The following is a 14,825-nucleotide window of genomic DNA, read 5'->3' as shown; positions in this document are numbered from 1 at the left end:
GCACATCAGTGCCCGGATGGTCTTAATAGGCGCTGAGGCCTGTGCCTTTGTAGACCTTGTCGAACTCGGCCTTGACCGCGTCGTTCTGGTAGGACGCCACCAGCGTCTTCACCCAGGCCTCGTTTTCGTTGCCGGCCTTCACCGCGATGAAGTTACGGTAGGGATTGTCTGCGATAGGCTCCTGGGCGATGCGGTTTTCCGGCGTCAGGCCGCTTTTCAGCGCCCAGTCGGTGTTGACCACGGCGGCGTCGAGGTCCTCGACCGAACGGCCGACGATGCCGGCGTCGAGTTCCTTGATCTCGACCTTCTTGGGATTTTCGGCGATGTCGGCGGTGGTCGCGAGAATGCCGGTGCCGTCCTTCAACTTGATCACGCCCTCATTCTGCAGCACGCGCAGCGCCCGGCCTTCGTTGGACGGGTCGTTCGGCAGGCCGATCACCGCGCCCTCCGGCAGGTCCGCGACCTTTTTGTACTTCTTTGAGTAGAGGCCGATTGGCCACACGCCGGTATAGCCGACGCGTACGATATGGTAGCCCTGCGTCTTGATCTGGTTATCAAGATAAGGCTGGTGCTGGAAGGCGTTGGCGTCGATCTCGCCGCGCTCCAGCGCCTCGTTGGGCTGGGTGTAGTCGTTGAACACCACGGTCTCGATGCTCAGGCCCTTCTCGGCGGCTTTGGCGACCACGACGCGCCAGACATCCTCGTCCTCGCCGCTGATGATGCCGACCTTGATTGCCTTCTTGTCCTCGGCGAACGACGCATGCGGCGCCATCAGGCTGCCGATCGCGACAGCCGAGGCGAACAGCAGAGCCAGGCCGCTGCGGCGGTTCAGGGTTGACCTGGGGGAAAAAGACGAAGTGGTGTTGAAGTCGGACATGATTGATCTCTGCGGTTGTGAAGTCACGGCAGCAAGGCGGATTGCCCAGCCTTGATCACATCGTCAGAAATTCTATCGATTTTATCAAAGAACACGTTTCGCCATTCTCGGCGAAGCCGGAAATATTCTCTCAAAAATTCCGGGGAAGGGAGCACAGGACGCGCTTCGAGGACATTGCCCGGAAATGATGGATGTCCTTCGTCCGGCGGGTTCATCCATGGCGAGCGGAAGTGCAAAAAGCTCCGCGGTTTGCTCAGCCACCTTTCGTGAAGGCGTGCGGGTTGATCCGGCGGTCTGCTTGCCTAGGTAGAGAGGGCGGCCGGGCGCCACGCGATCTCAACTAATCGGTATGACATTTCCCTGTATTCGAAAGCTTGCCCTTTCTGGCCTCATCCTCGTCGTCCAGTCTTCCTGCGTCGTCCCCGACGATACGTCGCGCATGACCAAGGTCGATCCCACCGCGGCGGCGGCTCGCAAGGAGATGGTCGGTCTCAGCGAAGCCGACGTTCGAATGTGCGCGGGGTTTCCGACCGCCACCGCGGATGTCGGCCAGTCCGGGCAGATCTGGACCTATAAGCGTGTCGTCCAGCGCGGCAATCTCAGCGTCGTCGTTCCTGCTTTAGCCGTGGGGGCGATCCCGACGGTCGGCGGTTCCGTCAATGTCGCTCCCGGCGGTTACTGCGACACGCAGGTCCGCATGGTCGACGGCCGCGTCGCCGAAGTTGCCTACGCCGGCGACAACAACCTGCCGAACAAGCGCGACGCGCTTTGTGTCAGCACCGTGGATGCTTGCGTGGCCTATGCCCGCCAACACAGGCCGGCGGCCAAATAGCGACAGCGGATTTCGCGGGAACCAGCGATGGCCGGACACTCGGTGTTTGACGCGATGGCGTTGAGGGCTTGACTGAGCCGCCGGACCGAATACGCTAAGGCAAATACCGGCTCTGATCGCCGGGCGGCAAACATGCCTCGTATGCCTCGCCTTTCCCGGCGCTGGCTGCGGGGCATTGTCATTTCTGGGGTTCTGTTTGAAACGGCGCATCGAGATCGGCATCCTCTATTCCCGCTCCGGGAGCTATCAGCTCGTTTCCGATGCGTGCCGCATCGGCGCCATGCGCGCCATCGCCGACATCAATGCCGACAGGAGCTCCGGCATCGAGTTGATGCCGGTTGAGCGCGACCCGCAAAGCAATGCCGATCGCTACGCGACGCTATGCGAGGACATTTTCAGGACCAGCAGCGCGCGCCACGTCGTCGGCTGCGTCACCTCATGGAGCCGCAAGGAGACGATTCCGGTGCTGGAAAAGGCCGGCGGCATGCTCTGGTATGCCTGCCCCTATGAGGGTTTCGAGGCCAACGAGCATGTCGTCTACATGCATGCCTGCCCCAACCAGCATCTGGTGCCGCTGCTGGCCCATGTCGTGCCGCGCTTCGGTGCCAACGGTTTTCTGCTCGGCTCGAACTATATCTGGGGCTGGGAGATGAACCGCGTCGCGCGCGACCTGATCGCCGACGCCGGCGGCAAGGTTTTGGGCGAGCGCTATCTGCGCATCGGCGAGACCGACGTGTCGCGGCTGATCGCCGAGATCCGGGCGACGCGCCCCAATTTCATCCTCAACAATCTGATCGGCACCTCGTCCTATGCCTTCCTGGCGGCCTATCGTGATCTGGCGGGCGAGGATGCGGCTTTCAGTCCTGAGTCTTGCCCGGTGATCTCCTGCAACCTCACCGAGGGTGAACTGCCGGCGATCGGGGAAACGGGCAGGGGCCATCTGTCGGTCGGGCCTTATTTCGCGCCAAGGCCGGCCGCCTTCGCGTCCTCATTCGAAGCCTCCGCCTATGCCTCGGTGCAAGTGATGGCCGATGTGCTGTCGCGTAATCCCGACGCCGGTCCGGCGGAATTTTCAAAAACCTTCGCCGAGCGGCGCTTCTCCACCCGGCTCGGCCCGATCGCCATCGACGCGCATTCCCAGCACGCCACGCTGCCTGTCATCATCGGCCGGATCGCGGACGGGTTCTTCGAAGTCGTCAGCCGCGAGGACGAGGTCGCGCCGGACCCCTATCTGTCGCGCTACGACCCCGCAAAAACATTCGGGCGGCCGCGCCTGCGGGTGGTGTCGTGACCCGGACCCCGCGCATCCCCAACCTTGGCGGCGCCAGGGCCTTCGTCCTGCATCGCCCGCACCCGACGGTGCAGGCGATCACCAGGCAATTGTCGGCCATCGGGCTTGTCACCGTCGATTGCTGGCCGGAACTGGCGCCGGAAGCGCTGGCGGCGGACTTCGTCTTCTTCGACGCCGATCTCGGCTTCGACGAGCAATTCCCCTGGAAGCCGGGCGAGGCGCCGATGCCGCTGGTGGCGTTGATCGGCTCCGAGGCGCCGGGGCGCATAGAATGGGCGCTGTCGCACAAGGCCGACGCCCAGCTCCTGAAGCCGGTCGGCAATGCCGGCGTCTACAGCGCGCTGCTCATCGCACGCCAGGGGTTCGAGGCGAGAAAACATTTAGCCGGCGAAATTTTCGCATTGCGCCAGCGAGTCGCCGAACGCCAGACCATCGTGCGGGCTGTCTCGGCCTTGTCGAAAGGCGGCGACGACGACCGCGCCTATGCGCAGCTGCGCTCGCTGGCAATGAGCTGGCAGATCAGCGTCGAGGACGCCGCGCGCCGTATCGTGGCGATGACCGAGGAAGTAACGGGAGAGGCCAAGACCGGGAAAGAGAGCGGCGATGACCAGTCCCATCGCGCCTGATCTCACGGCCGGGCGCATGCCGGCCAAGCCGCGCGCCGGCATCTGGCGCCGGCTGGTCAAGCGCCGCCTGGCGCTGCTCGGCCTGATCATCGTCGCCGTCGTCGTCGCGGGCGCGATCCTGGCGCCGTGGCTGACCGGCTATGATCCCAACGAACAGATGTTCGACGGCCTGACCATAGAGGGCTCGCCTTTGCCGCCGAGCGCAAAATTCTGGCTGGGCACCGACCTGCTCGGGCGCGACCTGTTGACCCGCATCCTCTATGGCGCGCGCACCTCGCTGATCATCGGCATCGTCGCCAATGGCGTGGCGCTGTTCATCGGTACGCTTGTCGGCGTCACCGCGGGCTATTTCCGCGGCTGGATGGGCAGCGCGCTGATGCGCTTCACCGATTTGATGATGGCCTTTCCCGCGCTTCTGCTCGCCATCTGCCTGGCGGCGGTATTCCAGCCCAGCCTGTGGATCGTTGCGATGGTCATCGCCCTGGTCAACTGGGTGCAGACCGCCCGCGTCATCTACACCGAAACGTCTTCGCTCGCCGAACGAGAGTTCATCGATGCCGAGCGTACCATCGGGGCGAGCGCGCCGCGCATCCTGTTTCGCCACATCCTGCCGCATCTCCTGCCGACCATCATCGTCTGGGGCACGCTCGGCATCTCGACCACCGTGCTGCTCGAAGCCACGCTCTCCTTCCTCGGCATCGGCGTGCAGCCGCCGACGGCGTCCTGGGGCAACATCATCTTCGAGAACCAGACCTACTTTCAGGCCGCACCCTGGCTGGTGTTCTTCCCCGGCGCCGCGATCCTGGCGCTGGCGCTGGCCTTCAACCTGATCGGCGATGCGCTGCGCGACATCCTCGACCCGACACAGAGGGGCCGGGCATGATCGCCTATCTCGGCCGCCGCCTGATCCAGTCGCTGCTGATCCTGCTCGGCGTCTCGCTGATCACTTTCGCGCTGCTCTATCTCCTGCCCGCCGATCCGGTGCGCCAGATCGCCGGCCGCAGCGCCACGCCGCAGACGGTCGAGAACATCCGCCAGCAGCTCGGCCTCGACCAGCCCTTCATCGTCCAGTACTGGCACTATCTGACCAAGCTCGTCAGCGGCGATCTCGGCCGCTCCTATATCCAGCGCTCCGAGGTGGCCGAGCTCATCGTCTCGCGGCTGCCGGCGAGCCTGCTTCTGATGCTCGGCGCCATTTTGTGCGAATTGCTGATCGGCCTATCCATGGGCCTGGTCGCCGCCGTCAAGCGCGGCACCGCGACCGACCAGACCTTGATGGTCGCCTCTTTCGTCGGCGTCTCGGCGCCGCAATTCGTCGTCGGTCTGCTGCTGCTCTATGTCTTTGCCGTGCGGCTCAGCTGGTTCCCGATCGGCGGCTACGGCACGTGGCGCCACCTCGTGCTGCCCTCGCTGACCATGGGCATTCTCGGCGCCGGCTGGTACGCGCGCATGATGCGCTCGTCGATGATCGACGTGCTGCGCCAGGACTATGTGCGCACCGCGCGTGCGAAAGGCATCGCGCGCGGCGCCATCATCTTCCGCCATGCTCTGCCCAACGCCATCCTGCCGGTCATCGCCATGATCGGCATCGACATCGGCATTTTCATGGGCGGCATCGTCGTCGTCGAAAGCGTGTTCGGTTGGCCCGGCATCGGTCAGCTGGCGTGGCAAGCCATCCAGCGCGTCGACATCCCGATCATCATGGGCGTCACCCTGGTCTCGGCCTTCGCCATCGTGCTCGGCAACCTCCTGGCCGACATCATCGCGCCCTTCATCGATCCCCGTATCAAACTGAGATGAGCATCAGGCTCGGATGAAACCAAGAACACAAACAGAGAAAGGGAACATAACAATGAAAAAGTTTCTCGCATCGACCGTGGCCGCATCGGCGCTGGCGCTGATGCTTGGCATGACGAGCGCCCGGGCCGAGGACACGATCGATCCCAACGCCAAGCAGGGCGGCGCCATCACCATCACCTACAAGGACGACGTCGCGACCCTCGATCCGGCGATCGGCTATGACTGGCAGAACTGGTCGATGATCAAGAGCCTGTTCGACGGGCTGATGGACTACGAGCCCGGCACCACCAACCTCAAGCCCGACCTCGCCGAGGGCTACGAGATTTCGCCCGACGGCAAGACCTTCACCTTCAAGCTGCGCCATGGCGTGAAGTTCCACAACGGCCGCGAGATGACCGCCGACGACGTCAAATATTCGCTCGACCGCGTCACCAATCCGAAGACGCAGAGCCCCGGCGCCGGCTTCTTCGGCTCGATCAAGGGCTATGAGGATGTCGCCGCCGGCAAGGCCGGGACGTTGTCCGGCGTCACCGTCGTCGATCCCTACACGGTGAAGTTCGAACTGACCCGCCCGGACGCCACCTTCCTGCACGTCATGGCCATCAACTTCTCGCATGTCGTGCCGAAGGAGGAGGTCGAGAAATACGGCGCCGATTTCGGCAAGCACCCTGTCGGCACCGGCGCCTTCAAGCTGGCCGAGTGGACGCTCGGCCAGCGCATCGTCTTCGAGCGCAACCCGGACTACTGGCACAAGGGCCTGCCGCATCTCGACAAGATCACCTTCGAGATCGGCCAGGAGCCGATCGTGGCGCTGCTGCGCCTGCAGAAGGGCGAGATCGACGTGCCCGGCGACGGCATTCCGCCGGCAAAATTCCAGGAGGTTATGACCGATCCCGAGCAGAAGGCGCGCGTCGTCGAAGGCGGCCAGCTGCACACCGGCTACGTCACCATGAACACCACCATGGCACCGTTCGACAATGTGAAGGTGCGCCAGGCCGTCAACATGGCACTCAACAAGGCGCGCATCATCCAGATCATCAACGGTCGCGCCGTGCCGGCCAACCAGCCGCTGCCGCCGTCGATGCCGGGCTACGACAAGGAGTACAAAGGCTATCCCTATGACGTCGCCAAGGCCAAGGCGCTGCTGGCCGAGGCCGGCCATCCCGATGGCTTCGAGACGCAATTGTTCGCCATGAACACCGACCCCAACCCGCGCATCGCCCAGGCGATCCAGCAGGACCTGGCGGCGATCGGCATCAAGGCCAGCATCCAGTCGCTGGCGCAGGCCAACGTCATTGCCGCCGGCGGCGACAAGGCCGGCGCGCCTATGATCTGGTCGGGCGGCATGGCCTGGATCGCCGACTTCCCCGATCCGTCCAACTTCTACGGCCCGATCCTCGGTTGCGCCGGCGCGGTTCCCGGCGGCTGGAACTGGTCGTGGTATTGCAACAAGGATCTCGATGCCAAGGCGGCCGAGGCCGACTCGGTGGTCGACCCGGCCAAGGCCCCCGAGCGCGACAAGATGTGGAGCGCCATCTACGACAAGGTGATGGAGGACGCGCCCTGGGCGCCGGTCTTCAACGAGCAGCGCTTCACCATGAAATCGGCCCGCATGGGCGGCGCCGACAATCTCTATGTCGACCCGGTCCATATCCCGATCAACTACGACAATGTGTACGTAAAAGATGTGCAATAACTGCGACTACACCATCCATGGGCGCCATCACCATTTCGGCTGGGACAATTCGTTTGTCCCGGCTGAGCGTGTGGCGCCCGGCTCGACCATCGAGTTCCGGTGCCTGGATGCCGGCGGTGGCCAGCTGAAGCCGGATAGCACCGCCGCCGACATTGCCAAGCTCGACTTTGGCCAGATCAATCCGGTCACCGGGCCGATCTTCGTCGAGGGTGCCGAGCCGGGCGACGCGCTGAAGGTGACGATCGACATGTTCAAACCGTCCGGCTTCGGCTGGACGGCGAACATTCCGGGTTTTGGCCTGCTCGCCGACGACTTCAAGGAGCCGGCGCTGAACATCTGGAAATACGACGCCGTCTCGCTCGAACCGGCGCTGTTCGGCAAAAATGCGCGCGTGCCGCTGAAACCATTCGCCGGCACGATCGGCAATGCGTTGGCCGAGATGGGCCACCACTCGGTGGTGCCGCCGCGCCGCGTCGGCGGCAATCTCGACATTCGCGATCTCGCCGCCGGCACCACGCTCTATCTGCCGGTGGAGGTGGCGGGCGCGCTGTTCTCGGTCGGCGACACCCATGCCGCGCAAGGCGACGGCGAGGTCTGCGGCACGGCGATCGAAAGCCCGATGGATGTCGTGCTGAAACTCGATTTGGTGAAAGATGCGCGGCTGAAGACGCCGCGCTTCACCACGCCGGGGCCGGTGACCAGGCATCTCGATGCCAAGGGTTATGAGGTGACGACGGGGATCGGTCCGGACCTGATGAGTGGCGCGAAGGAAGCGGTTACCCAGATGGTCGACCTGCTCGCCGGCCACTACCAGATCGACCCGGTCGAAGCCTACATGCTGGCCTCGGTCTGCGGCGATCTCCGCATCAGCGAGATTGTCGACATTCCGAACTGGGTGGTGTCGTTCTATTTTCCCCGTTGCGTGTTTGAATGAGGTTGGGTCAGCGCCGCACCCCCCTCTGCCCTGCCGGGCATCTCCCCCTCAAGGGGGGAGATCGGATGTCACCTCGGTCTTCGCCAACCATCATCGTCATCAAGAAGGCGAGTCGGCGAAGCTGCCAATCTCCCCCCTTGAGGGGGAGATGTCCGGCAGGACAGAGGGGGGCGTGCCGCAACAAACTTCTCAGAATCCTGTCCTCGCAATGACCCCAGACCGCATCCTCACCATAACCAACCTCTCCGTCTCCGTGCGCGGCGAGGAGGGCTCCCGCGAGGTCGTCTCCAACCTCTCCCTGACGCTCTCCCGCGGCGAGACGCTGTGCATCGCCGGCGAGTCCGGCTCGGGCAAATCGATGACCGCGCTGGCCATCATGCAGCTCCTGCCGCAGCCCGCGGCGCGCATCTCCGCCGGCACGGTCCATTTGGGCGAGACCGAGCTGACCGCCCTCGACGAACGCCGGATGCGGCGCATTCGCGGCGACCGCATCGCCATGATCTTCCAGGAACCGATGACCTCGCTCAACCCGGTGCTGTCGATCGGCCGCCAGCTCACCGAATCCATCGAGGCGCATACCAGCCTGTCGCCCAGCCAGGCCCGCCAGCGTGCCGTCGAGGCGCTGAAGGCGGTGCGCATTTCGGAAGCCGAAAGCCGGCTAAGACAATTTCCGCATGAACTGTCGGGCGGCATGCGCCAGCGCGTGATGATCGCCATGGCGCTGGCGCTGGAACCGGACGTGCTGATCGCCGACGAGCCGACCACGGCGCTCGACGTTACCGTACAGGGCGAGGTGCTGGAACTGCTGCGCGACCTGCAGCATAAGCATGGCACCAGCGTCATCCTGATCACCCACGACATGGGCGTGGTCGCCGAAATGGCCGACCGCGTCATCATCATGCGGCATGGGCGCATGGTCGAGGAAGGCAAGACATCGGACATTTTCGCCCGCCCGCAAGCCGACTACACGCGCGAGCTGTTGGCCGCCGTGCCGCGCATCGGCAGTGGCGCCGGCCGCCAGCAATTGAAGGAGATCGCCGAAGCCGCAATGCCGGCCAATGTCGCAGAGGTGAACGACCTCCATGTCCGCTTCGACCTGCGCGGCGGCATTCTCGGCCGGGTCACCCGCCGCGTCCACGCCGTCGAGGGCGTCAGCTTCTCGATCGCGCCCAACGAGACGCTGGCGCTGGTCGGCGAATCCGGTTGCGGCAAGTCGACCACCGCCAAGGCGCTGGCCGGGCTGGTGCCGTATAGCGGCGACATCGTTGTCGGCGGCCGCAATTTGTCCGGTCTCGGCCGCGACGAGCGCAAGGCGGTGCGTCGCGACGTGCAGATGATCTTCCAGGATCCTTTCGCCTCGCTCGACCCGCGCATGCGCGTCGGCGACCTCGTCGCCGAACCGCTGGTCATCCACGGCATCGCCTCGAAGGAAGAGCGTCGCGAGCGGGTAGCGGCCCTGTTCGACCGCGTCGGCCTGTCATCAGACCAGATGGAGCTCTATCCGCACGAATTCTCCGGCGGCCAGCGTCAGCGCGTCTGCATCGCCCGGGCATTGGCGCTCAGGCCAAAACTGATCATCGCCGATGAAAGCGTCTCGGCCCTCGATGTCTCGGTGCAGGCGCGCGTGCTTGACCTGTTGAAGGAATTGCAGCGCGAATTCGGCGTCGCCTATCTCTTCATTTCGCACGACATGGCCGTGGTCGAGAACATCTCCGACCGTGTCGCCGTCATGTATCTCGGCCAGATCGTCGAGATGGGCACGCGCGACCAGGTTTTTTCGAACCCGCGCCACCCCTACACGAAGCGCCTGATCGAAGCCGTGCCGGTGCCCGATCCCACGCAGCGCAGAAGCCGTTTTGCCCGCCTCGATCAGGAGATCCCCAGCGCCACCCGCCGGATCGGCGAGGCACCGCTGAAACTGGCGCTGAGCGATGTCGGCAACGGCCATCTCGTCGCTACCGAGGGCTGAAGCTGCCCGGGATGTGGTTCAAACAAGCTCGGCGTGCTCCGATCGAGCTTCACATGTTCGTGTCCCGTCCTGAGCTTTCCCGCTGGCGTCACGCTATCGGGTCGGCCTTGCCGTCATGAAATCCGCGGCCGCCCCTTGCCCTTCCGCCTGATTTTCCTAATGTTCCTTGGTGCTTGCGGATGACGACCGTAGGGGGCGGCCGGATTCATCCACACTGGGAGGAAGTAGACTCATGAAGCTATGCTATGTCGTTTCCGCCGCGCTCCTTGCGGCCACCACCGCCTCGGCCGCCGAGATTTCCGATGGCAAGGTCAAGATCGGCATCCTCAACGACCAATCCGGCGTCTATGCCGATTTCGGCGGCAAATGGTCGGTCGAGGCAGCCAAGATGGCGGTCGAGGATTTCGGCGGCAAGGTGCAGGGAGCACCGGTCGAGATCATCAGCGCCGACCACCAGAACAAGCCCGATATCGCCTCCAACATCGCACGGCAGTGGTATGACACCGAACAGGTCGATGCCATCATGGAGCTGACGACATCTTCGGTCGCGCTCGCCGTGCAGGGGATTTCCAAGGAAAAGAAGAAGATCGACATCGTCACCGGTGCGGCGACCACGGACCTCACCGGCAAGCAGTGCTCGCCCTACGGCTTCCACTGGGCCTACGACACCCATTCGCAGGCGGTGGGCACCGGCGGCTCCCTCGTGCAGCAGGGCGGCGACAGCTGGTTCTTCGTCACCGTCGACTATGCCTTCGGCTACTCGCTGAAGGAGCAGACCGCCAAATTCGTCGAGAGCCATGGCGGCAAGGTGCTGGGCGAGGTGCGTTATCCCCTCGGCGCGACCGACTATTCGTCCTTCCTGCTGCAGGCGCAATCGTCGGGCGCCAAGGTCATCGGGCTCGCCAATGCCGGCCTCGACACCTCCAATTCCATCAAGCAGGCAGCCGAGTTCGGCATCGTGCAGGGCGGCCAGCGCTTGGCCGCGCTCCTGTTCACGCTGGCCGAAGTGCATGGGCTCGGCCTGCAGGCGGCGCAAGGCGTCGTGCTGACCGAGGGCTATTACTGGGACCGCGACGACAAGAGCCGCGAATTCGGGCAGCGCTTCTTCAAGCGCACCAACCGCATGCCGAACATGATCCAGGCCGCGACCTATTCAGCGGTGACGCAGTATTTGAAGGCGATCGACAAGGCCGGCACCGACGAGACCGAAGCGGTCGCCAAGCAGCTCCATTCGCTGCCGGTGGACGACGCCGTCATCACCGGCGGCAAGGTCCAGGCCGACGGCAACATGGTCCACGACATGTATCTCTACCAGGTCAAGGCGCCCAGCGAGAGCACCAAGGATTGGGACTATTACAAATACCTCGCCACCATTCCCGGCAAGGAGGCCTTCCTCAGCGAGAAGGACAGCGGCTGTCCGACGGCCGCCCAGTGACCGGCGCGGCCATGGTGCCGCCTGACCTGAACGCGGAAGAGCCGCGGGTCGTGCTTTCCGCCCGCGGCCTGCGACGTGACTTTGCCGGCTTCGTCGCCGTCAAAAATGTCGACCTCGATGTCCTCCATGGCAACATCCATGCCTTGATCGGACCCAACGGCGCCGGCAAGACGACCGTTTTCAACCTGCTGACCAAATTCCTGGCGCCGACCAGCGGCAGGATCGAGCTGCTCGGGCACGACATCACCCGCACCTCGCCGGCCAGGGTGGCGCGGATGGGGCTGGTGCGCTCGTTCCAGATATCGGCGATCTTTCCGCACCTCAGCGTGCTCGACAATGTGCGCGTCGCGCTGCAGCGGCCGGCCGGGCTTGCCGTCCAGTTCTGGCGCTCGCTGGCGGCGCTCGACCGGCTGACGCCGCGCGCCATGGAACTGCTGCGTTCCGTCGGCCTCGACGATGCCACGAACAGGCTGGCCGGCGATCTTTCCTACGGCAGGAAGCGCGTGCTCGAGATCGCCACGACGCTGGCGCTGGACCCGAAAGTGCTGCTGCTGGACGAGCCGATGGCCGGCATGGGTCATGAGGACGTGGCCACGGTGTCCGCCCTCATCCGGTCGGTGGCGAGCGACCGCGCGGTTATGATGGTCGAGCACAATCTGACCGTGGTGGCCGATCTCTGCGACTGGATAACGGTGATGCAGCGCGGCGAGGTGCTCGCGGCCGGCGACTACGCCACCGTCAGCCGCGACGAGCGCGTCAAGGTGGCCTATATGGGCACTGCCGATGACTAGTGCTTCGCCCCTGCTCGCGGTCCGCGGTCTCAACGCCTGGTATGGCGAGGGCCATGCGCTGCACGGCGTCGACCTCGAAGTGTTTGCCGGCGAAACGGTCACCTTGCTCGGCCGCAACGGCGTCGGCAAGACGACGACGCTGCGCGCCATCATGGGATTGATCCGCCGGCGAACCGGGAAGGTCGTTTTCGACGGCGCCGACCTGATGCGGCTGCCGCTGCACCGCACCGCGCACCAGGGCATCGGCTTCGTGCCGGAGGAACGCGGCATCTTCTCGACACTCACTGTCGATGAGAACCTGGTGCTGCCGCCTGTCGTTGCCCCGGGCGGCATGAGCGTCGAGGAAATCTTCGATCTCTTCCCCAATCTGAAGGAGCGGCGCAACAGCCCGGGCACGCGGCTGTCCGGCGGCGAACAGCAGATGCTGGCGATAGCGCGCATGCTGCGGACCGGAGTCAAGATGTTGCTCCTGGACGAACCGACCGAGGGCCTCGCGCCTGTCATCGTCCAGCGCATCGGCGAGCTGCTGGCGACGTTGAAGCAGCGCGGCATGACCATCCTGCTGGTCGAGCAGAATTTCCGCTTCGCCAGCCGTGTCGCCGACCGTTTCTACCTGATGGAGCACGGCAAGGTCGTGGCCGGGTTTCCGACCAGCGAACTGGCGGACCGCATGACGCTGCTCCACGAAATTCTGGGTGTATGATGGCGCCATGACGATGATCTTCGGCATCCCCGTCCAGGCATTGCTCGGCCAGTTGCTGGTCGGGCTGATCAACGGCTCCTTCTACGCCATGCTGAGCCTCGGCCTGGCCGTGATTTTCGGCCTGCTGCGCGTCATCAATTTCGCCCATGGCGCGCAATATATGCTGGGCGCCTTCATCGGCTATCTCCTGTTCACCCATCTCGGCATCGGCTATTGGCCGGCGCTGATCCTGGCGCCGCTGATCGTCGGGCTGTTCGGCGTCGTGGTCGAACGCCTGGCGCTGTCACGGCTCTACGACACCGATCCGCTCTACGGCCTGCTCTTCACCTTCGGCCTCGCGCTCGTGCTCGAAGGCATCTTCCGCTACTATTACGGCGTGTCGGGAAACCCCTACGCCGTGCCGCCGCTGCTGGCGGGCGGCACCAATCTCGGCTTCATGTTCCTGCCCATTTATCGCGGCTGGGTGGTGGTCGCCTCGCTGGTCGTCTGCTTCGGAACCTGGGCGCTGATCGAGAAGACCAGGCTCGGTTCCTATCTGCGCGCGGCAACCGAGAATCCCCGTCTCGTCCAGGCCTTCGGCGTCAACGTGCCGTTGCTTTTGACCCTCACCTACGGCCTTGGCTCAGCGCTCGCCGGCCTCGCCGGCATCCTGGGCGCGCCCATCTATCAGGTCAGCCCGCTGATGGGATCGGATCTCATCATCGTCGTCTTCGCGGTCGTCGTGGTCGGCGGCATGGGATCGATCCTCGGCGCCATCGTCACCGGCTACATGCTTGGCCTCGCCGAAGGCCTGACCAAGGTTTTTTACCCCGAGGCCTCCAACCTGGTGGTCTTCGTCATCATGGCGATCGTGCTTTTGGTCCGGCCGGCCGGCCTGTTCGGAAAGGACGCCTGACATGGCGGAAGAAACATCCGATATGGCCGGGCTTTCGCTGCGCGAGGCATCGGCCAAACCCTCGCCAAGGCTCGAATGGGTGCTGGTCGGGCTCGGCATAGCGGCGCTACTGGCGGCCCCGTTCTTCGTCTACCCGATCTTCCTGATGAAGATGCTGTGTTTCGCGCTGTTTGCCTGCGCCTTCAACCTCCTGCTCGGCTATACCGGCCTCCTGTCCTTCGGCCACGCCACCTTCTTCGGCGGCGCCGCCTATTTCACCGCGCACGCGGTCAAGGTCTGGGGCTGGCCGCCGGAAGCCGGCATCCTGCTCGGCATGGCGGGCGCCGCACTGCTCGGCCTCGTCATGGGCTTCTTCGCCATTCGCCGGCAAGGGATCTATTTCGCCATGATCACGCTGGCGCTGTCGCAGATGTTCTTTTTCTTCTGCGTGCAGGCGCCGTTCACGCAAGGCGAGGACGGCATCCAGGGCGTGCCGCGCGGCGTCCTGTTCGGCGTCCTCGACCTCAACGCCCCGATGAACATCTATTATTTCGTGCTTGTCGTGGTCCTGCTCGGCGTCTTCGCCATCTGGCGCATCGTCAACTCGCCCTTTGGCATGATCCTGCGCTCGATCCGCGAAAACGAGAACCGCGCCATTTCGCTCGGCTATTCCGTAGCCAGCTACAAGCTCGGCGCCTTCGTCATGTCGGCGGCGCTGGCCGGGCTCGCAGGCTCGCTCAAGGCGATCGTCTTCCAGTTCGCCACGCTCACCGACGTCACTTGGCAGATGTCGGGCGAGGTGATCCTGATGACGCTGCTCGGCGGCATCGGCACCATGGTCGGCCCGATCATCGGCGCCAGCCTCGTCGTCGGCCTGGAAAACACGCTGGCCACGTCAGGTTTCCCGGTCACCATCGCCACCGGGCTCATCTTCATGGTTTGCGTGCTGGTGTTTCGGCGCGGGATTGTCGGGGAGGTTTACGCGCGGGTGCTGGGG

14 protein-coding genes are annotated in these 14,825 nt (G+C 64.4%); 13 read left to right on the top strand and 1 reads right to left on the bottom strand.

Annotated elements, in window-relative coordinates; genetic code table 11:
• Nucleotides 1-22: 22 nt before the first annotated feature.
• Entirely contained in the window at nt 23-877 is an 855-nt protein-coding gene (locus FJ960_RS17305) for a MetQ/NlpA family lipoprotein (RefSeq protein ID WP_140715539.1), read from the bottom strand.
• Nucleotides 878-1,316: 439 nt separating this feature from the next.
• On the opposite strand from FJ960_RS17305, the gene FJ960_RS17300 reads away from it, so the two are divergent.
• From FJ960_RS17300 to FJ960_RS17235, 13 genes are all read left to right on the top strand, one after another.
• Nucleotides 1,317-1,709 (top strand): hypothetical protein, encoded by a 393-nt coding sequence (locus FJ960_RS17300; protein ID WP_246672862.1) that lies wholly within the window; start codon nt 1,317-1,319, stop codon nt 1,707-1,709.
• 196 nt (nt 1,710-1,905) lie between these two features.
• Nucleotides 1,906-3,000 carry a transporter substrate-binding protein gene (locus FJ960_RS17295; protein WP_140715535.1) on the top strand — a complete coding sequence of 365 codons (1,095 nt, stop codon included), beginning with the start codon at nt 1,906-1,908 and terminating at the stop codon, nt 2,998-3,000.
• The gene (locus tag FJ960_RS17290; protein WP_140715533.1) at nt 2,997-3,626 is read left to right on the top strand and encodes an ANTAR domain-containing protein; all 630 of its coding nucleotides are present in this window, start codon (nt 2,997-2,999) and stop codon (nt 3,624-3,626) included. The genes FJ960_RS17295 and FJ960_RS17290 overlap by 4 nt, the downstream gene beginning before the upstream one ends.
• Complete coding sequence (locus FJ960_RS17285) at nt 3,604-4,509, top strand: ABC transporter permease (protein ID WP_140715531.1); 906 nt, start codon at nt 3,604-3,606, stop codon at nt 4,507-4,509. The genes FJ960_RS17290 and FJ960_RS17285 overlap by 23 nt, the downstream gene beginning before the upstream one ends.
• Nucleotides 4,506-5,426 carry an ABC transporter permease gene (locus FJ960_RS17280; RefSeq protein WP_140715529.1) on the top strand — a complete coding sequence of 307 codons (921 nt, stop codon included), beginning with the start codon at nt 4,506-4,508 and terminating at the stop codon, nt 5,424-5,426. The genes FJ960_RS17285 and FJ960_RS17280 overlap by 4 nt, the downstream gene beginning before the upstream one ends.
• Before the next feature lie 52 nt (nt 5,427-5,478).
• Nucleotides 5,479-7,122 (top strand): ABC transporter substrate-binding protein, encoded by a 1,644-nt coding sequence (locus FJ960_RS17275; protein ID WP_140715527.1) that lies wholly within the window; start codon nt 5,479-5,481, stop codon nt 7,120-7,122.
• Nucleotides 7,112-8,056 carry an acetamidase/formamidase family protein gene (locus FJ960_RS17270; RefSeq protein ID WP_140506899.1) on the top strand — a complete coding sequence of 315 codons (945 nt, stop codon included), beginning with the start codon at nt 7,112-7,114 and terminating at the stop codon, nt 8,054-8,056. Before FJ960_RS17275 ends, FJ960_RS17270 begins: the two co-directional genes overlap by 11 nt.
• A gap of 208 nt (nt 8,057-8,264) precedes the next feature.
• A complete protein-coding gene (locus FJ960_RS17260) occupies nt 8,265-10,025 on the top strand; it encodes an ABC transporter ATP-binding protein (RefSeq protein WP_140715525.1) in 1,761 nt (586 codons plus the stop codon).
• Nucleotides 10,026-10,257: 232 nt separating this feature from the next.
• Nucleotides 10,258-11,460, top strand: coding sequence for an ABC transporter substrate-binding protein (locus FJ960_RS17255; RefSeq protein WP_027142472.1), 1,203 nt, complete (start codon nt 10,258-10,260; stop codon nt 11,458-11,460).
• A gap of 11 nt (nt 11,461-11,471) precedes the next feature.
• Nucleotides 11,472-12,251 (top strand): ABC transporter ATP-binding protein, encoded by a 780-nt coding sequence (locus FJ960_RS17250; RefSeq protein WP_140715523.1) that lies wholly within the window; start codon nt 11,472-11,474, stop codon nt 12,249-12,251.
• Nucleotides 12,244-12,954 carry an ABC transporter ATP-binding protein gene (locus tag FJ960_RS17245; RefSeq protein WP_140715521.1) on the top strand — a complete coding sequence of 237 codons (711 nt, stop codon included), beginning with the start codon at nt 12,244-12,246 and terminating at the stop codon, nt 12,952-12,954. Before FJ960_RS17250 ends, FJ960_RS17245 begins: the two co-directional genes overlap by 8 nt.
• Before the next feature lie 7 nt (nt 12,955-12,961).
• Nucleotides 12,962-13,849, top strand: a complete 888-nt coding sequence (locus FJ960_RS17240; protein ID WP_140715519.1) for a branched-chain amino acid ABC transporter permease — start codon at nt 12,962-12,964, stop codon at nt 13,847-13,849.
• Between the two features lies 1 nt (nt 13,850).
• The coding region (locus tag FJ960_RS17235; RefSeq protein ID WP_181174262.1) for a branched-chain amino acid ABC transporter permease at nt 13,851-14,825 on the top strand (975 nt) is incomplete at its 3' end.

It is taken from the genome of Mesorhizobium sp. B2-3-11, from assembly GCF_006442215.1.
Taxonomy (GTDB): Bacteria; Pseudomonadota; Alphaproteobacteria; order Rhizobiales; family Rhizobiaceae; genus Mesorhizobium; species Mesorhizobium salmacidum.
The sequence above is the reverse complement of the archived record's forward strand: the minus strand, read 5'-3'. Positions and strand labels throughout refer to the sequence as shown.